The 19490-nt window shown below is 54.1% G+C and carries 16 protein-coding genes; 6 read left to right on the top strand and 10 right to left on the bottom strand.

Translation table 11 applies throughout. The features are described from left to right. Positions 1 to 107: 107 nt before the first annotated feature. Positions 108 to 1502: a vanillate/3-O-methylgallate O-demethylase gene (gene ligM / locus ACORNT_RS06440; RefSeq protein WP_321396993.1), complete on the bottom strand. Its 1395-nt coding sequence runs from the start codon at positions 1500 to 1502 to the stop codon at positions 108 to 110. A gap of 255 nt (positions 1503 to 1757) precedes the next feature. On the opposite strand from ligM, the gene purU reads away from it, so the two are divergent. Beyond that, positions 1758 to 2618, top strand: coding sequence for a formyltetrahydrofolate deformylase (gene purU, locus ACORNT_RS06435; protein ID WP_321396990.1), 861 nt, complete (start codon positions 1758 to 1760; stop codon positions 2616 to 2618). Between the two features lie 53 nt (positions 2619 to 2671). After that, entirely contained in the window at positions 2672 to 3523 is an 852-nt protein-coding gene (folD, locus tag ACORNT_RS06430; RefSeq protein ID WP_321396987.1) for a bifunctional methylenetetrahydrofolate dehydrogenase/methenyltetrahydrofolate cyclohydrolase FolD, read from the top strand. Positions 3524 to 3530: 7 nt separating this feature from the next. On the opposite strand, the gene ACORNT_RS06425 is transcribed toward folD, so the two are convergent. Beyond that, positions 3531 to 4283, bottom strand: a complete 753-nt coding sequence (locus tag ACORNT_RS06425) for a GntR family transcriptional regulator (protein ID WP_321396984.1) — start codon at positions 4281 to 4283, stop codon at positions 3531 to 3533. 377 nt (positions 4284 to 4660) lie between these two features. On the opposite strand from ACORNT_RS06425, the gene ACORNT_RS06420 reads away from it, so the two are divergent. The 3 genes from ACORNT_RS06420 to ACORNT_RS06410 all read left to right on the top strand — a co-directional run bounded on the left by ACORNT_RS06420 (position 4661) and on the right by ACORNT_RS06410 (position 8221). Further along, entirely contained in the window at positions 4661 to 5461 is an 801-nt protein-coding gene (locus ACORNT_RS06420) for an enoyl-CoA hydratase/isomerase family protein (RefSeq protein WP_321396981.1), read from the top strand. Between the two features lie 54 nt (positions 5462 to 5515). After that, complete coding sequence (locus ACORNT_RS06415) at positions 5516 to 6736, top strand: CaiB/BaiF CoA-transferase family protein (protein WP_321396978.1); 1221 nt, start codon at positions 5516 to 5518, stop codon at positions 6734 to 6736. 111 nt (positions 6737 to 6847) lie between these two features. After that, on the top strand, positions 6848 to 8221 hold the full coding sequence (locus ACORNT_RS06410) for an erythromycin esterase family protein (RefSeq protein ID WP_321396975.1): 1374 nt from the start codon (positions 6848 to 6850) through the stop codon (positions 8219 to 8221). An 18-nt stretch (positions 8222 to 8239) separates the two neighbouring features. On the opposite strand, the gene ACORNT_RS06405 is transcribed toward ACORNT_RS06410, so the two are convergent. From ACORNT_RS06405 to ACORNT_RS06385, 5 genes are all read right to left on the bottom strand, one after another. Next, positions 8240 to 9835: an acyl-CoA synthetase gene (locus tag ACORNT_RS06405; protein WP_420717551.1), complete on the bottom strand. Its 1596-nt coding sequence runs from the start codon at positions 9833 to 9835 to the stop codon at positions 8240 to 8242. Positions 9836 to 10062: 227 nt separating this feature from the next. Further along, positions 10063 to 10476, bottom strand: coding sequence for a hypothetical protein (locus tag ACORNT_RS06400; protein ID WP_321396969.1), 414 nt, complete (start codon positions 10474 to 10476; stop codon positions 10063 to 10065). Then, entirely contained in the window at positions 10473 to 10904 is a 432-nt protein-coding gene (locus ACORNT_RS06395; protein ID WP_321396966.1) for a cytochrome c, read from the bottom strand. The genes ACORNT_RS06400 and ACORNT_RS06395 overlap by 4 nt, the downstream gene beginning before the upstream one ends. Next, positions 10901 to 12481 (bottom strand): FAD-binding oxidoreductase, encoded by a 1581-nt coding sequence (locus ACORNT_RS06390; RefSeq protein WP_321396963.1) that lies wholly within the window; start codon positions 12479 to 12481, stop codon positions 10901 to 10903. The genes ACORNT_RS06395 and ACORNT_RS06390 overlap by 4 nt, the downstream gene beginning before the upstream one ends. 140 nt (positions 12482 to 12621) lie before the next feature. Next, on the bottom strand, positions 12622 to 14919 hold the full coding sequence (locus ACORNT_RS06385) for a TonB-dependent receptor (RefSeq protein ID WP_321396960.1): 2298 nt from the start codon (positions 14917 to 14919) through the stop codon (positions 12622 to 12624). A 435-nt stretch (positions 14920 to 15354) separates the two neighbouring features. Between ACORNT_RS06385 and ACORNT_RS06380 the strand changes: the two genes are divergently transcribed. Then, on the top strand, positions 15355 to 16821 hold the full coding sequence (locus ACORNT_RS06380; protein WP_321396957.1) for a carotenoid oxygenase family protein: 1467 nt from the start codon (positions 15355 to 15357) through the stop codon (positions 16819 to 16821). 79 nt (positions 16822 to 16900) lie between these two features. Here ACORNT_RS06380 and ACORNT_RS06375 read toward each other — a convergent pair whose 3' ends face one another. From ACORNT_RS06375 to ACORNT_RS06365, 3 genes are read right to left on the bottom strand one after another with little or no spacing between them, the layout of a single operon-like run. Next, a complete protein-coding gene (locus ACORNT_RS06375) occupies positions 16901 to 17398 on the bottom strand; it encodes a tannase/feruloyl esterase family alpha/beta hydrolase (RefSeq protein WP_321396954.1) in 498 nt (165 codons plus the stop codon). Continuing rightward, the gene (locus ACORNT_RS06370) at positions 17395 to 17844 is read right to left on the bottom strand and encodes a tannase/feruloyl esterase family alpha/beta hydrolase (RefSeq protein ID WP_321396951.1); all 450 of its coding nucleotides are present in this window, start codon (positions 17842 to 17844) and stop codon (positions 17395 to 17397) included. Before ACORNT_RS06370 ends, ACORNT_RS06375 begins: the two co-directional genes overlap by 4 nt. Before the next feature lie 22 nt (positions 17845 to 17866). Next, a complete protein-coding gene (locus tag ACORNT_RS06365) occupies positions 17867 to 19486 on the bottom strand; it encodes an MFS transporter (protein ID WP_321396948.1) in 1620 nt (539 codons plus the stop codon). Positions 19487 to 19490 lie beyond the last annotated feature (4 nt).

The raw sequence follows: 19490 nt of genomic DNA, 5'->3' as shown, positions 1-19490 counted from the left end.
GTCGTCACCGCCATTTCATTTACTGATAGCTGGGGATAAAGAGGGACAATGCCGCGCCTTTTGGCGCGGCTGTCGTTTCAATTTATTACCTTACTAAAAACCAGGCCTTAGCCTTTGGTCCGCCAGCTGTCGGCGTAAGCTTCACGGGCAACGGCTGAGTAAGGTGTCGGGCTCACGATGGCGCGGATTTCCATCTGCGTGTGACGCTCGACAGTTGTCTTGCCTGATCCACCGTTCGGCTCACCCCAGATAACAGTAACCTCGTTACCAACCTGGATGTCCTGATCAACAGTGGCAAGGGACAGGGCAGTCCGTTCGTTGTTGCTGTAACCGGTGAACATGGAGAAACCGACATGGTGGCCGTTGGCCATGATGGCGTCATAGTTGGAAGAGGCATAGTTGGCCAGCGGCAGGTCGAAGAACTTGCCGTTCTCTTCACCGGTGAAGTAAGAGGCAAACAGTTTCGCCATATCTTCGCCGTTCCAGGCCAGTGTCACTTTCTTGCGCTGCGCGCCTTTGTCCATGGCTTCCAGAGCTTCGCGGCCGATAAAGTCATGGTCGAATTTGATGAACGGACCATAACCCAGTTCATACGGAGTTACATAATAGTCTTCGATGTTGTCGGAAACGAAGGACCCACCGATGGACCCCATGGCTTCATAACTGCCGGCAGGCAGCCATTCGCGGTAGGCTTTCATGCGCTCGTCTGTGTAAACAGCGGGCAGCGGAGACGGGATCCAGCCAGATTCCAGGGTGTTGGTGGCATAGGTCCGTGACCCAACGGCCACGATACCGAATTCTTCACCGGCTTCCAGGATGGTGGAGCGGATCAGTTCGTAATCTTCGTAGGGGCCCCAGATTTCCAGACCCGGTGCGCCGGCCATACCGTGACGCAGGGCATGCACTTTTTTGCCGGCGATGGTGATAAAGTCAAAGTTGAAGAATTTGATTTCCGGAACCGGGCCGCCGTTCAGTTTCTCGATAACCTGTTTGGCATTCGGACCCTGGATCTGGAAGCGGTAATGTTTGCGCACAACCGGCTTGCCCATCGGCTGGGACGGAGAACGGTTGTCATAGATAACCTCTACATCATAACCACCTGTTTCGGCATTGAACTGAATCCAGTTGGCCGTGGGGTTACGACCGACGAAGACGAACTCGTCTTCTGACATACGGAACAGGATACCGTCACCGATCACATGACCGCTGTGTGAGCAGGGAACCATCTGCTTGGCGGTTCCAACCTTGAAGTTGGCAAAGCTGTTAATGGTCAGGTCTGACAGGAGCTTGAAAGCATCCTTACCATTTACGAACAGATCAACCATATGGTGGGACTGATCAAACAGAACGGCAGTTTCGCGCCATGCTTTTTGTTCGTCACGCCAGTTGGAAAATTCGGTCGGCACAACCGGATACACATAGGCACCGATCTTAGAGTTGCGCAGCATTTCCACAGTGTTACCCGCGGCGTTCAATACTTCTTCAAGGTTTTTGGCAGCCATGACAGCATTGTCTCCTATATTGCAGTGGGATGGGGAGGAAATATCCTCTTCTTTTAGACTAAAATGATTCATACACTTAATTCATATTGCATGCAAGATTTATTTTTGCTACATGTATTTCAGCTATTTTTTACGGTTTATGGGCATTATTTTTATTTTTTTGTATGCAAAACATCATTTGATGAAATAAATACATAAAGTGAAAGACATTATATGATATGCCCGTCTTGATCGCTCTTACAGGAGAACAAAGCCATGGATAACACCTATATTCTAACCCTTTCATGTGAAGACCAGCCCGGTCTCGTAACCAAAGTGACCGGGCTGCTTTTTGAAAATGGCGCCAATGTGCTTGACGCTCAGCAGTTTCGGGACGGGGATACCGGACAATTCTTTATGCGAATCGTCTTTGACCTTGCCGACAACGGCACCAAAATCGACTCACTGAAAGGTGATTTCGAGCCGATTGCCCGCGATTTCAAAATGACCTGGTTGCTTCACAACAAGAGTGAAAAAAGAAAAGTCCTGATGCTGGTCTCCAAATTCGACCATTGCCTTGGCGACCTGCTCTATCGCAACCGGATCGGGGAACTGAACATGGACGTGGTGGGCATTGTTTCCAACCATCCCAAGGAAGCCCTGAACCTGACCCTGCTCGGCGACATCCCCTATTATCATTTCCCGATTACCAAGGATACAAAACCCCAGCAGGAAGCCCAGATCAAGAAAGTCATCGAAGACACCGGTGCGGAACTTATCGTACTGGCCCGTTACATGCAGATCCTGTCAGACGACTTCTCCGCCTATCTGGATGGACGCTGCATTAATATCCATCATTCCTTCCTGCCCGGCTTCAAGGGTGCCAAGCCCTATCATCAGGCCTATGACCGCGGCGTGAAGATGATTGGGGCCACCGCCCACTATGTGACCAAGGACCTGGATGAAGGACCGATCATTGTTCAGGATGTGGAGCCTATCAGCCACAAGGACACCCCGGATGACCTGGTTCGCAAGGGCCGTGACATTGAACGCCGGGTACTGGCCCGGGCTGTCCATTACCATCTGGAAGACCGGGTGCTGGTCAATGGTCACAAGACCGTCGTTTTCCGCGACTGATCCACACGCGGGACAAAACATTCAAGGACCTACCGGGTCCCGGGAGTAAAGAGTTGGCTAAAATTATTGACGGCAGAAAAGTCGCCGCGACCATTCGCGACGACTGCAAGGCCCGTGTTGAAAACCTGCAGAGGACCGGCGTTACCCCCGGTCTGGCCGTTATCCTTGTCGGGGAAGATCCCGCCTCGGCGGTTTATGTAAGGAACAAGATCAAGGCCTGTGAAGCGGTCGGCATCAAATCCTTCAGCTATCATCATGACGTGAATATCACCACCGACGAGCTGGTCGCCCTGATCGAAAAGCTGAATGTGGATCCCGAGGTTCACGGTATTCTGGTGCAGCTGCCCCTGCCCAAACATATCGATATGGAACGGGTCCTGGAGACCATTTCCGTCGACAAGGATGTTGACGGCTTCCACCTCTATAACGTGGGCGGCCTGGTAGTCGGCAAGATGGTCTTTTCTCCCTGCACGCCCTACGGGGTGATGAAAATGCTGGAGAGCGAGAACATCCCCGTCGAAGGCCAGAATGTGGTAATTGTCGGCGCCAGCAATATTGTCGGCAAGCCCATGGCCCTGATGCTGATGTCCAATGACGCCACCGTCGCCATCTGTCACGCCAAGACCCGGGATCTCGCCCAGTTCACCATTCTTGCCGATATTCTGATTGTGGCGGCCGGCGTGCCGAACCTGATCCTGCCGCAGATGGTCAAAACCGGCGCCGTTGTCATAGACGTGGGAATCAACCGCCTGCCGGACGGCTCACTCCGCGGCGATGTGGATTTTGAGGGTGTATCGAAAAAAGCATCCTATATCACACCCGTTCCGGGTGGTGTAGGCCCGATGACGGTGACCATGCTTCTAGTCAACACCATCGAATCAGCGGAACGGCACGCAAAAAAATAATCAGACGCTATTCTTCACTGCCAGGCCTTTTCAGGTCCAGCAGTGAAGCTCCGGGGATACGCTCCAGACGGTCCATGTGTTTCAGCGCCCGGGAAAATATCTTCAGGGCCAGTTGGGCATGTTCGCGGGCCAGGAATTCCGCCCGTTGTCCCTGCCCGTTTTCAATCGCCTCCAGAAGGTTGGCATGCTGATACTGGCCGAACCTCAGCAATTCGATATGCTCCCGGGAATCGCCGCCGGTGAAAGCAAAGGCGTTGGGACCGGAAAACGGCAGGCTGGAGACATGGCCGAACGACCTGTCCAACATGGCGCTGTCGGCAAGCTCCAGCAGCAACTGGTGAAACTCGCCGTTCAGTTCCTTGTAATTTTCCACAAGCACGGCGCGGTCATCCATCCGAATAATTTCATCCAGTGTTCTGGTGACCTGTCTAAGGGGCTCCAGTTCCTCCCTTGAAAGCCTCTTCTCTGCCACCCGGCGGGCCGCCATCCCTTCCAGAAATCCGCGTATTTCGATCGCATCAATCACATCCCGAATTGTAAACTGACGAACAGTAAATCCGCCCCGGGGCAGCGTGCGCAGGAAACCTTCATGTTCCAGAATTGTCAGGGCCAGACGCACCGGCGTGCGGGAGATATCAAGTTTCTCAACCACCGCAAGTTCAGACACCCGCTGCCCGACAGCGAATTCACCGGAGAGAATAAGCTCTCGCAGTTTTTGAAGGGCCTGGACTTGCTGGGGAGAACGGGGAGTTGATTTCATTTCGATCCCGAAATGTTTATATTATTTTTGTCATGCAAACTCATACAGATTTCCTGAATCCTGTGATGTTGTTTAAATCTCTTTTGTTTTTAATAGGCACAGCGCCATCGCGGATGGCAATCGGAAACTACTTCCACCATTATGCTGTCGGCAGGCTTGGTCAGTCAATGGGAAAAATTCAGCAAACCGCCGTTAAAAATAATGGCGTCTCCCCTGCTTTCAGGCAATATATGCTACAACTCCGTTGCGGATTGTGAGGGACAGCCATAAATATTTTGTCGTTCCTGCCCGGTGATGCTATCACCTGCAGATATGGACGAAATCAAGACCTGTTGCCAGACAACAACAAACAGGATGTTTTGAAGGGAGACCGAAAGATGACTGAAGCTGAAAATCGGGAAAGCGCCCTGGTGCTTGTGGAAGAAACAGATAACAATATATTGCTGATCACCCTGAACCGGCCGCAGGCGCGGAACGCCTTTAATTTCGAGCTCTGGGAAGAACTGGACAGCGCCCTGCGCAGGGCCGAAGGTCCAACCCCGCCAAGGGCTGTCATCCTGAGCGGCGCCGGCAACTTCTTCAGTGCAGGCGGTGATCTGAAAACCCTTCCCGCCGCCGGCGAAGGCGCCCTGGCCCCGGCCAAGCGGCTTGAAATCGGCCAGAAACTGATCCGGCGCCTGCATGACCTGCCGTTCCCTGTCATTGCCGCAGTGGAAGGCGGCGCCTATGGGATCGGCTGGAGCATGGTCCTCGCCTGTGACATGGTCATCTCTGCCGACAACGCCAGATATTGCGCCCCGTTCCTGAGTCTGGGACTGGTTCCTGACGGCGGCTGCGTCTGGTTCCTGCGCCGTCAGCTCGGCCCCTACCGGGCGTCTGAAATCATCCTGTCCGAGCGGGTTGTAGAGGCAGAGGAAGCGCTGGAACTCGGTCTGGTGAGCAAGCTTGTTGCCGCCGGCAGTGCGGTTGATACAGCCGTTGAACTGGCCGGCAGCTTTGCCAAAGGAAACCGTCATTCCGTGGAACTGACCAAACGGCTCATGCGGGATGCGGAAAACAGCGACCTGTCCGCCAGCCATGCCCTGGAACTTGCCTATTGCAATGTCTGCCAGACCGGACCGGAAGTGGCCAGGATGAGAGCCGAACGGGCGGCGAAGCAGAAAGCCAAAGAAAAATAATCCGGTATTTCAGAATGACCGGCCAAAATAACAACAATGGGATAGACAAGTTTCATGCGTGCACTCGACAATATTACCGTCCTTGACCTGAGCCGGGTACTTGCCGGCCCGTGGGCAACACAGACCCTGGCCGACCTCGGCGCCAAAGTGATCAAAGTGGAAAAACCCGGCGAAGGGGACGATACCCGCAGCTGGGGTCCCCCGTTCCTCACCGACCCGGAAACCGGTGAGCGGAGAGATGCTGCTTATTATCTTTCCGCCAACCGGGGCAAGGATTCCATTACAGTCAATATCTCCACCCCCGAAGGACAGGATATTATCCGGCAGCTGGCTGCCAAATCTGACGTACTGGTGGAGAATTACAAGCTCGGCGGGCTGAAAAAATACGGCCTGGATTACAACAGCCTGAAAGAGATCAATCCCCGGCTGATCTATTGTTCCATCACAGGTTTCGGGCAGACCGGACCCTATGCTCCGCGGGCGGGATATGACTTCATGATCCAGGCCATGGGCGGCATGATGAGTGTGACCGGCGAACGGGACGACCTGCCCGGCGGCGGCCCCCAAAAGGCCGGTGTCGCCATGGCCGATATCGGCACAGGTCTATATGCCGCCATTGCCATCCTCGGCGCCCTGCATCAGCGCCAGCGCACCGGCCGCGGCCAGTATATCGACATCGCCCTGCTGGATGTCCAGGTCTTCAATATGGCCAATCAGGCCCTCAGCTATCTGGTCAGCGGCAAGTCCCCGGCCCGCATTGGCAATGGTCATTCGACAATTGTACCCTATCAGGCCTTCCCCACCAAAACCGGCCATATGATCATTGCCGTGGGTAACGACAACCAGTTCCGCAAACTGGTCACCGTACTGGGCAATCCGGCGCTTGCCGATGATCCGCGCTTCAGGTCCAACAGCGACCGGGTCAAGAACCGTGAAATCCTGATCCCTCTGATCGAGGAAATGACCCGCAAGCTGCCAAGCGGAGAGCTCTATGAACTGCTGGAAAGTGTTTCTGTCCCCTGCGGGCCGATCAATACGCTTGAAGAGGTTTTCCACGATCCCCAGGTCATCGCCCGCGGCCTGCGCAAGGAACTGCCGCATTCACAGCTTGGAACCGTGCCTGGAGTAGCCACTCCCCTGCGCCTGTCGGATTCCCCGGTCAGTTATGACAAAGCCCCGCCGATGCTGGGCGAAAATACCAATGACATTCTGGGTGAAATGCTGGATCTGGATCAGGCCACCCTCGGAGAGCTGCATAAAAAAGGTGTGATCTGAGAACATTCCCGGGAGAAAGGCTATTTCCCCGGGAATTTTTGATACATATCATGTCGGCATGAAGGAAAATCATTTATATTTACAGCTTACTTCCATCAGTGAGGTGCGCAAATGGCAAATCCCGTTCCCGATCAGGCCAATATAACGGCCCTGGAGAAACATGTCCGTCCCTTGGGCGGCCAATTGCAGGATCATGACGAAATTGTAGAAGCCGCCGGCGACAAACGATTTGTCCTGATTGGCGAAGCGTCACATGGCACAAAAGAATTCTACCGGGCCAGAGCCGAACTCACTGAACGCCTGATCTCTGAAAAGGGCTTTGATGCCGTCGCCGTAGAAGCCGACTGGCCCGATGCCTTCCGGGTCAACCGCTATGTATCCCAACAGGGCACAGACAGTTCTGCCGAACAGGCCCTGGGCAATTTTGAGCGTTTTCCCACATGGATGTGGCGCAACCGGGAAGTCGAACATTTCGTCCACTGGCTGCATGACTATAACCTCAGGTATATTTCGTCCAATCCTGATCTCAAAAGGCGGGAAAGGCCGGTCGGATTTTATGGCCTCGACCTCTACAGCATGAACAGCTCGATCCATGCGGTGATTGATTATCTGGACGGGATCGATCCCGAAGAAGCCAGAAAGGCGAGGATGCGTTATGGCTGCCTGTATCATTTTATGGATAATCCCCAGTCTTACGGCTATGCCATGCACAGGGGACTGGCAGACTCCTGTGAAGACGACATAATCCAGCAGCTCCTGAACCTGAGGGAAAAATCCCTGAACTACCTGCGGCGTAACGGACTTGTTGCGGAAGAGGAATATTTCGGCGCCCTGCGCAATGCTGAACTGGTCAAAAGTGCCGAGGAATATTACCGGTCGCTGTATCGTGGTCACCCCAATTCCTGGAACCTGCGCGACCAGCATATGTTCGACACCCTGAACAGCCTTTCTGACTTTATTTCAGATCAGCTCGGACGGGAAGCCCGGATCGTGGTCTGGGCGCACAACTCCCATATAGGCAATGCCGCCGCCACGGAAATGGGCCGGCGCGGAGAATTTAACATCGGCCAGCTTGCACGGGAAAAATATGGCCGGGACGCCCTTCTCGTCGGATTTTCCACGTGTCAGGGAACGGTCATGGCCGCCTCCGACTGGGATATGCCCCACAAGGTGAAAACCGTCCGGACGCCCATCGCCGGAAGCTACGAAGAATTGTTCCATCATGTGAATCATAAAAAATTCCTCCTCAATCTTCGGGAAGGCAATGAAGCTGTGGACCGGCTTATGGAAGCCCGGCTGCAACGCGCCATCGGGGTGATTTACCGGCCGGAAACCGAACGCCAGAGCCATTATTTCCAGAGCTGCCTGCCCGAACAGTTTGACTTCATGATACATTATGATGAAACAACGGCCGTCGAGCCCCTGGATACCATACCTCATCCGCACAAGGGCGAACTGGACGACACATATCCTTACGGCGTATAGAACCGCCTCCTGTCGCGATCAGTCTTCGTCGGCGATTTTTTCAAATGACGCCCGCAGATCCCGCTTCAGGATCTTGCCGCTGGCATTTTTGGGAAGAGCCTCTACCGGCACAATATATTTCGGGCTTTTGTAACCGGCCAGTCGTTCCCGGCAAAAAACCTGAAGTTCCTCGACCTCAACGACACTTCCCGGCCGGCAAACCACTGCCGCCGTAACCGCCTCGATCCAGATCGGGTGCGGCACGCCGAACACGGCCACTTCGGCCACATCCGGATGGGTGAAGATCACTTCCTCGACCTCACGGCTGGCGACATTTTCCCCGCCTGTCTTGATCATGTCCTTTTTGCGGTCAACCACATACAGATATCCTTCCTCATCCATACGGCCGAGGTCGCCGCTGTGAAACCAGCCGCCGCGAAAGGCCTCTGCGGTCTTTTCCATATTATTGTAATAACCAAGCGTCGCCTGCGGGCTGCGATGGACTATTTCACCAACCACACCGGGCGGCACCGGGTTGTCGTCGTCGTCCACCACCTGTGTTTCCACATTCAGCGCCGGCAGGCCGGCTGACCCCAGTTTGCGCAACTGATCCTCCGGTCCCAGCACGGTGGCAACAGGTGCCAGTTCGGTCTGGCCGTAAAAATTATACAGCTTCATATTGGGCAACCTCTCGGTAAGTTCCTCGATAATAGCCGTCGGCATGATGGACGCGCCGTAATACCCTTTGCACAGGCTGGACAGGTCCACCTGATCGAATTTGGGATGACCTAACAAAGCAATCCAGATGGTCGGCGGACAAAAGAGCTTGGTGACTTTCTCGCGCTCAATAGTCGTGAGGATAGTTTCCGGATCCGGACCCGGCAGCAGAATGCTGGTCGCCCCAAGATAAAGGTCCGGCGACAGGAAGCAGTCAAGCTGGGCGCAGTGATAAAGCGGCAGGGAATGCAGGTCCACATCCTCCGCCGTCATATCGCCATTGACAATACAGCTGACATACTGCGCATAGAGCGCCCGGGCGGTCAGCAATACCCCCTTGGGGCGGGATTCAGTCCCGCTGGTATACATGAGCTGCACCGGGTCATCGTCATCAATCTCCACATAATGCGCCCTGGCATCAGGGTGATCGAACCAGTCTTCGACATTTTCCCAGTCTCCCGGCACATCGGTTCCGGCATGGAGGATCGACGCGGTAATTTTAAGATCAACAGCGGATTGCCCGATGGCCTCCTCCGCCAGCGGCACAAGCGCATCCTCGGCGATCATGGCGACAGCCCCTGCATCGGAAAGAATATAGGCAACCTCGGAGGCGTTGAGCATAAAGTTGATTGGCGTCATGACGGCCCCGATCCGGGCCAGGGCAAAACGCAGAATTACAAAGGAACGGTTATTATGGGACAGCAGGGCCACGCGGTCACCCTTGGCGATACCCTTGTGGCGCAGGGCATTTGCCGTCCGGTTCACCAGGTCATCAAGCCCGGCAAAGCTGTCGCGGAACTCCCCGAAGACAAGCGCCGTCTTGTCCGGCACCCGTCGGGCACTCCGCCGCAGAAGGTCCCCAAGCTGTTGACTGCGCGCCCGTGTTATTGTTGTCTTCAGGTCCTCGTCCTGTGTCATTCCTGTCTCCACTGCTGCTCCCGCCAGTTCTTCTTTACGACTGCGCATCCTGTTTAATCCGGATGCGCTGACCATTGGCAAGACTAGCATCTTCCCTCACCAATTCCAGCAGGATTTCCGCTCAGCCGTTTTGTGGATAATCTGACGGCAAAATGCTGCATAAGAAAAATCCGCCGACGTAAACAACGCCGACGGACAAAAAGATCTATGGGGAAAACCAGCCTGTATCAGGAAGCTGACCGGGCCGAATCCATGCGCCACAGAAACGTTGTGATAGTTCCGGGCCGCTGGCTTTCAGGGCGAACCTCATGGCTCATGCGTTTGCCCCCTTCTTCAAAATATCCCCGCACCAGCACCAGATCCGACCAGCGGGTCAGGCCGATCACATCACCTGGTTCCTTCGCGGCCTTGCGGATGGTCCGCCACATCATGGCGTCCTCTCCGGCGATATCAATGGTGGTGATCCCCTGACCGGCGACTTCCCGGGCAAAAACCCGGGATTGTGGTACCCGGCTGTCATAAATGGCCAGCGTAGCCTTTTGACCTGCAGTACCGGCAATGGCTTTAATTGCAGGGGTCATGGCAATAGCCATACCGGCCATGCCGGCCCCGGTCATCAAATTCCGTCTGGTAATTTTCATTCTGCGGCCCTCCCTAGATAAGCAGCAATCCGTTCAAGTTCTGCATCGGTCACATCGACCCGGGTCTGGGGCGGCATGGCCACCTTGCCGTTACGAACAACTTCTATCACATAATCCGCTGTCAGGTCAGTACGGTTGGTCAGAAGACCGCTTTCCGGGGCAAAGCCCATTTCCATACGCTGCATGGTCAGCAGATTTGTGCCCATGCCACCCGGCAGATGACAGGCGCCACAGCGATTGGAAAACAGCACTTCGCCGTCAGCAGTTGACGTTAGACGGTCCCCTTCAGGCATTTCCGCCCGCATCTGGTACAAAGGCATCTGCATCGCAGACTCCGGTGCGGCTGCCATTTTATGTTCCGTATTTTCACTTTCATTACAACCGGTCAGGACAAGACCGGCCAGGACAACTAAAGCAATCCGTTTCATGTGCGGAACTCCTTGTCAGCCTGTGACCGATAGGCAGAGGGCCAGATACCCTGCTTGCCCGGGGCGATAATGCCGTTGGGGTCGAGCGCATCCTTGACCTTTTCATTCAACCTGCGCATGGCGTGATCGTTGAAATCAAAGGTATCCGCCACCGCATCCATCCAGCCAAGGTGTGTGCGGTATTCCCCATAACCGGAGTCCCGGGCATCCTTAATCAATGCGTTAAACAGCTTGCGAATATTCTTCACCTGGGCGTCATCATCCCGGTCATACATCAGCATGTTCACATTGTTGGCAAAGCGCCCGTGTAGGGTAAAGCTGGCATAAAAGTCAACATCATGCTCGGCGATAATTTTCCGGCTGCGTTTGAGCTGATGCACCACATGTTTGGAACTGGCCGGCACCACCGGAGAAAAGCCCATATGAGCGCCGCGTCCGCCGACCCAGTCGCCCATCTGCAGGGCCACCGCGGAAGGCACACCCATGGTGATATCCATGGCGTTCACCGGGTTCCCGCTTTCCCACCATTCCTCGATCCAAGGCGTGTTGATTTTGCCCATGAAGGCATTCTTCACCACATTCGCCCTGGCCTTGACCACTTCGCGGTCGCCATAGAAACGCAGGCTGACCTGCCAGTAGCCAAGGTTATGTTCCTTGAGCAGTTCCTGTACGCGCCATTCGGGGATGGCGCCGGGCTTGTCCCAGAAATCCTGCCGTCGTCCCTTGAGCACCATTTTTCCAAGCCAGCTCGGAATAAAAATGGACTGATCGATCAGACCGTTGATTTTCAGCGGCGCCAGGGTATCAATGACCCAGCTAATATCCTCCTCCTTGGGAATGTCTACCGTAATCTGAAGGGAGGTTTCCGGGGCCGGCATCAGCCACAGACCCATTTTGGAGACAATACCCATGTTGGACTGGGTAAACATCTGGTCCCAGCTCGGCCCATAGCTGAAAGGAAATAAATGACTGGCCTTGTTGTTGCTCATGGCCCCCATCCCGGTCCGCACCAGATCGCCATCGGGCAGAACCACCTCCATACCGCAAATGTTCCGGGCATTCTGACCGTAAGGCGTATAGCCGATTCCGTGATCCAGGGCATTTCCCATGACCGATCCCCAGGCATTGCCGGGTACGGACAGCCACAGGGGGTGATTATTCCGTTGCAGGTGTTCATAAAGATCAAAAAAACCGACCCCCGGCTCAACCACACAATAGGCCAGGTCAGGATCGACTTCATGAATTTTCGTCATCCGGCCCAGGTCCAGAACAACGGAACCCGGCATCCGGGGGGCAGCCGTGCCATAGCCAAGGTTCTTACCACGGGACACCGGCCAGAGCGGTGTTTTAAATTCATTGGCGATCCGCACAATAGCCTGGATTTCCTCGGTGGTGGCAGGGGCTACGGCGGCAGACGGCGGCCATTCCTCTTCCGATCCGGGGGCATAGATATCGGAATAGACATCCCGGTCCTGGTCCGTTGCGAGGACCCATTCCTTACCGACAACAGCTTCAAACTTTTTGAGTGCGGCATCAAAATCAGCCGGACTGATCCCCGGTGGTAAAGTTAGTTTCATGGTTTCGATCCTGAATATTCAACGGTCTTTATTCGGACAAAACCAGACACAAATATCCAAAACCAAAGACCAGAAATTGCCTGAAAAAGAGAAAGGGTGCACATGACACCCTTTCCCGAAGATTTTATGTCAGTAAAAGATTAGAAATCTTTTTTAACATTCAGCATCCACTCGCGAGGCTTGCCAAGGGTGTCATAAGCCCCCCCTGTGAAGTTAAACAGAGCAGAGAACTGAGAAGTTTTGTAATACTCGTCGAACAGGTTGGTGACTGCCAGTGAAACAGCCAGGTCCTGATCCGCATTCCGCCATGTCAGACGAGCTGTAGCAAGGGTGTAGCTTGGCAGAAAGCCAGGATCTCCAAGGCCACGACCCACAAACCGTTTGTCAATATAAGTCATGTCAAAACGGGGAGTAATGCTGCCGTTTTCACCAAGGTCGGCCTCATACTGAATGCCGAAAGATGCCTGCCAGGTCGGTGTAGAGCTTACACGATCAGTTAGATTGATGCTGGTTGCACGCTCATCCACCCGCGTCCATTTGGTGTCAATATAACTGGCTGACGCATTGATACTCAGGCCTTCAACCGGCTGTGTCTCAAATTCGAGCTCAACGCCCCAGAATTCGGCATCTCCACCGTTCAGAACCACACCACAGGGGCCGCCGCCATAGGCGGAACAGTCACTGATCGGTATCTGAAGGTCTGTATAGTCGTTATAGAACACAGCGAAATTCAGTCGGGAATTTTCAAAGGGCTCTGCCTTGAAACCAACCTCGTAGTTGATAAGCTTTTCAGGATTGAAAGACCCTTCAAGCGCCTGTGTCGCATTAAACGGACGGGCGGAAACCCCGCCACCTTTAAAGCCGGTTGAAATCGTCGCGTATGCCATGAAGTTCTCTGCGAAACGATAGTCAGCTGTTACACGATAGTCCACATTGTCACCACTATACTCAGCAGTCACACCGTCAAGTGTGCCGAGAACAAAGCTGGTTGTACCGTCAAAGTTTTTACGGACGAAGGTATAGTCCTTGCTTTCTTCTGTATAGCGCACACCGGCCGTGATGGTCAGGTCGTCGGTTACACTGGCGATAACCGTACCAAAGACGGCAAAGCTATCCGCGTTGACGGGATCGTTACCCTGGAACTGAAGGAGAAGGCCCGGAATGTAACGGATGTCCTGCACAGTGTAATAAGTAGTCAGCTGATCGGAATAAAAGGCTCCGACCGTGAAATCAATACCGTCAGAAATCTGACCATTCAGGCGGATTTCCTGGCTGAAGAAATCATGAGACATGTCGTTCCAGCCGCCGGCCCCGAAGGAAGGATCAGCACCGGAGTCGTCATCCGTGCCCCATTTGGCGTTAAATTCCCGGTAGGCTGTAATAGACTGCAGCTGCAGGTTATCGGTCAGTGCATAATCAATGTTTGCAGACAGACCCCAGCCTTTAAAACGACTACGGGCATCAAGAATATTTGCCTCGGAGCTTTCTGTAGCCGGCAGATAATAATTGGCGTAGCTACAGGTCGGACCACAAATCATGTTAGGGTTGAAATTGCTTACAGTTACAACATCTGCAGCAGGCGTGCGGTCAACATTGGAAACATCCGCCGTAATCAGGATATTCAGTTTTTCATCCGGAGCATAGTTTACCATACCACGCAGGGCGGTATAGCCTTCACCACCGAGCTTATCAAAGGTACATTTCCCGCCACCTGAAGGCAGGAATGCTGGAATACCTTCCGGATTGCCCGGGTTGGCACAACCATAATCGACGCGGTCAACCCAGCCTTTTTGTTCCTTGTGCACACCGGACACACGGGCATAGAGATTATCCGTCAGTGTGAAATCCGCACTGCCGCGAATATCAATCAAGTCGCGGCTGCCATAGGAAGCGCTGACATATCCCTGGCTTTCACCAGTGGGACGGCGGGATACCATCTTAATGGCACCCCCGATGGAGTTACGGCCGGTCAGTGTACCTTGTGGACCACGGAGAATTTCAACACGCTCCAGATCAAGAAGGTCCATAACGGAACCTGTCAGGATGGGATAATAAACGTCATCCACATAGATACCAACACCGGGCTCGTAAGCCGGGTTAAAGTCAAACTGGCCAACGCCGCGGATTTCGCCACCAAGCGAAGGACCGAAGGCCCCGCCAGCCTGGATGAAATACACACTGGGCGCCTGCACGGCGACGTCAACGATATTGATCTGGCTGCGCGCTTCCATCATTTCGCCGGAGACAGCTGTAATGGCCAGCGGCGTATCCTGAAGATTCTGTTCACGGAACTGGGCCGTAACCACGATCTCTTCCAGGGTCATCATTTCTTCTTCCTGCGCAGTGGCAGAAGAAGCAGAACCCAGTGCCATCAGCGCGGCAAGCGAGACCATGCCGACGCGGAATTGTTTTTTCCGATGTAATGTAAATGGTGTCATAAATAAACCTCCCATAAATGACTGAGACATCTCGTCATAAAATGTCTCCCTATAAGATTGCTTCCCTTAGGCTTTATTAAAGCCAGCGTCTTTTCCGACGCTTATCTGTTTGTATAACATACTAACGGATTTGTGCAAGACTGCTATATAATTTTTGTATTCATTTTATGATTTTATCAGTTTTTTTTACCATGTGTGACATCCCTGCATCATAAATTGCATACATTTTACAGCGAAACACGGATGGAACTCCCTCCTTCCCTTGCCGCATCATATAATGCAGAACTTCCTAATGCAACAAACACGAAGTGGATTGCTTCACACAATAATGCGCTTGATTTTTTTTGCCGGATTCAGCTATTGTTTGTCATACATACTATTTTTATAAAAAGGGATTGCAGGGGGTTATTACTTAACGATGGGAGGCTCCTCTATATGACACATTTTCCAGACACGCCCAGTTTCACGGGGTTCAACACGCCAACACGGCTCGAAGCCGATATCATCGACCTTGATATTGAAGGTGAAGTTCCTGCCGGGATGAACGGCGCTTTCTATCGGGTACAGCCGGACCCACAATTCCCGCCGAAGCTTGGGGATGATATTGCCTTTAACGGCGACGGCATGATTACCCAGTTCCGGATCAAGGATGGCAAAGTCAATTTCCGCCAGCGCTGGGCTCATACCGACAAGTGGAAGCTGGAAAAGGAAGCCGGCAAGGCCCTGTTCGGCGCCTACCGCAACCCGCTGACCGACGACCCCAGCGTCAAGGGCCAGATCCGCGGCACCGCCAATACAAATGCCTTTGTCCATGGCGGACGGCTTTACGGCATGAAGGAAGACTCCCCCGCCCTGGTTATGGATCCGGTAACCCTTGAAACCGTCGGCTATACCGACTTCAACGGCAAAATGACCGGTGAGACCTTTACCGCCCATCCAAAGATCGATCCCAGAACCGGCAATATGTGCGCCTTCGGTTATGCCTCCAAAGGCGTTCTGACCTTGGATATGACTTATTATGAGGTCTCTCCGGACAATGAACTTCTGTATGAAATCTGGTTCGAAAATCCCTATTACGCCATGATGCATGATTTCGCCGTGACCGAGGATTATGCGATTTTCCATGTGGTGCCCAGCACCAGTAACTGGGAACGGCTGGAAAAGGGACTGCCCCACTTCGGCTTCGATACCACAATGCCGATTTATTTCGGGGTTCTGCCCCGCAGGCCGGGTGCCACAGCGGATGACGTCCGCTGGTTCAAGGGCCCCAACCTGTTTGCCAGCCACGTCATGAATGCATATCAGGAAGGCGCCAAAATTCATTTCGATACCCCGGAAGCCAAGAACAACATGTTCCCCTTCTTCCCGGATATCCACGGGGCTCCCTTCAATCCCCTGGAAGCGGCCAGTTATCTGACCCGCTGGACGGTCGATATGGCGTCAAACTCCGAAGAGTTCGAGAGTCGAACCCGCCTTACAGATATGATGGGAGAGTTCCCGCGCATTGACGACCGCATGACCGGCTTGAAATATCGTTACGGCTGGTTGCTGGTCATTGACACGGAAAAGCCTGTGGAACTCAAAGGCGGAAGTGCCGGCGGTTATGTAATGAATACCCTGGGACTGATTGACCATGAAACCGGCAAGGAACAGAAATGGTGGTGCGGCCCCACCTCAAGCCTTCAGGAACCCTGTTTCGTGCCCCGTTCCAAGGACGCGCCGGAAGGCGACGGCTGGATCGTTCAGGTCTGTAACAGACTCGAGGAACATCGTAGCGACCTGTTGATTTTCGACGCCCTAGATATAGAAAAAGGTCCCGTCGCCACCGCAAAAATCCCGGTTAGGCTGCGGTTCGGCCTGCATGGCAACTGGGCTGATGCAGAGGCCATCGGAGACGCCTGAACGAAAAACTCACTTTATCAATGAACAAGCCCGCTCTTGATGAAGCGGGCTTGTTTTTTAGATGTTGATGCCAAGGGGGCTATTCGGCCGCGCGGCACTCGAAATTTTCCGCCTGATCCGTATCTCCCTCTCCCCGATAAACAGCAACCTGGGGGTAAGGACACAAGGGGCGGGTTCTCTGACCACCATTATCCAGGGCGCCAAGGGCTATAATCCTGTCCGGAGCTATTCCTTCCTCGGTCCATTTCATGATGGCATCCACCATATCAAAGCGATCAGGTCCGGGACCGCCGCGACAATGGTCCATGCCGGGCACCATGAACAGCCGAAAGAAATCATCGACCTTTTCCGGCCCCATGGTTTCAGCCACCTGCTGGTAATAATCCACACTGTTGTAGGGAGACAGCCAGGGATCGGTCCAACCATGATAGGTAATCAGCTTGCCGCCCCGGGCCCGGAACGAGGACAGGTCCGTCTTCCAGGCGGAAAGACTATCGCCGAGCCGGCTTTCCAGCTCCGGGATATCCCGGTCCGGATCAAAGGTTTCCGGGGTCCAGTCCCGTTCATCCTCGGTCACAATTTCCGTAAGGGCCAACTGCCCTTCAACAACAGGGACCCACAGGAACGGGGTAACGCCGTAGCAAAGCCACGCCCCGCGGCAAGGTTCATGGCCGGATAGTTGAGGCCGCCGCTGAAGCCGCCGTTCCCCACGGCCTGAAAACGCTCATTCCAGTCTTTCGGCAGCCAGACTTCAAAAGTGATTTCCTTTTCTATGACACCGGCCACCCTGCAGAAGGCGACATCAGTGCCCGGATTGGGACCGGCCATGCTGTTAAAGACGGAATGGGGATAAGGCCAGAATTCATTCCCTGAAATATCCTCGGCAGCAGCGATACGGACATCGGAAAGTTCCAGCGTCTTCAGGGCAGCACAATCATTTTCCCCGGCAGAGGCCAGAGGAGCAGCCAAGAGAGACTGCCCCGCAGCAAATAATGTCAGTAACAGCTTGAAACAGTCACGCATGCTTTTCTCCCTTTTTACGTTTTCAGACCTTTTCCCCGGCGGCGCGGGCACGATCAAGCAGCGAAGCCTCATCCTTTGGCAATCGCCTGATCAGGATATAGGTCAGCACCACCAGCAAAGGCGACACCCAGAAAAGATTCAGAATAGCTGACGCCAGGTTACCTCCGTTGATGTCGCTCATCAGGCCGACAATATATGGCCCCATACCCATTCCGGTAATGGTCATGGTCAGGATATAATAGCTCATCACCGTTCCGCGCATACGCGGCAGCACCAGATCCATGAGGCAGGCATAGATGGACGGCAACCACATGGTCAGGGCCAGGCCGAAACAGGCATAAAAGACATAGAACAGACCAACGGAGTCGGAGGTGAAAGTGATGATCCCCAGTGGCGGCGACAGAATCAAGGCTCCAAGTGTTACATAAAGCCGGCCACCGGCAATGTGACCATTGACCCAGTCGGAAACCGGTCCGGCGATCAGGGGGCCGACAATGCCGATGATGGAAATCATCACCCCGAACTGAAGTCCCACCTCGGCGGGTTTTTGGCCGAAGTGATTAATCAGGTAAGCGGCGGTCCAGGCCATGCCCCCGTAATTGATGACCATCTGCAGGGAAACAACGATAATGACAAGGATCATGGAGGGCGTTTTAACGACCAGTTCGAAGGCTGGCTTGTCCCTGAGTTTCAGGGACTGCATCCAGCTCAGAATGACATAGAGGCCAAAACCGGTGACGGTCCATTGCAGTTCATTACCACCGAAATCATAGCCCCCCACTGATAAGGCGATTGGATTAACCAGCCGCAAGCCGTTGGTCCAGTGGATCATTACCCCCACCATAAGAATTATGATCAGCAAGCCGCCGATATTGACTATCCAGTCCCGGGAACTCGCTTTCAGGCGCAGCAGGGTAAGCCAGGAAAGGCCCGGCAAAATAGACGTCAGGGTCAACCAGCTTTCCCGGAAGGGATGCGGGTCATCATGGTGGTCGATACCGTCCGACAATCCCCGGCGGGGTTCTTTCATTTTGATCATCAGGTAGCCAAGGAAAAGACCCGGTATGGATGCCGCCAGAAAGGCCGCCTGCCAGCCCTTCAGCCCAAGGGGCGCAGCACCATCAGCAAAAGCCCCATCCCAGGCATCAGCAACGGAGCCGCCGATCCACAGGGCAGAACCAAGGCCAAGGGCGATGGCAGCCGCCATAACCGCGGTCACAGTGCCCCTTTTTCTCTTCGGAAAGACATCTGACAGAAGGGACATACCGCCCGGCTGCACGCTGGCCTCACCGATACCCACCCCAAGGCGGGACAGGGCCAGAAGACCAAAACCGTTGGCCATCCCCCCGAGGGCGGTCATGAATGACCAGCCGATGATCGACAGGCCAAGCAGCCGGGTTCTGATCCAGCCGTCGGCCAGACGCCCCAGAGGAAGGGAGAAAACCGCATAAAACAGGGCAAAAACCGTACCATACAGCAGCCCCATTTCCGCATCGCCAATGTTCAGGTCGGCCTTGATGCGCGGCATCAGAATAGCCAGGATCTGACGATCCACCATCGACATGGCCTGACACAGACCGACCAGCAACAAAGCATAATAAGCCGACTTGCCGCCGAGTTTCGGGGTGACTTCGTCTTTCATTGGT

It is taken from the genome of Emcibacter sp. (assembly GCF_963675455.1).
Classification (GTDB): domain Bacteria; phylum Pseudomonadota; class Alphaproteobacteria; order Sphingomonadales; family Emcibacteraceae; genus Emcibacter.
This window is presented reverse-complemented; position numbering and strand designations above follow the sequence as displayed.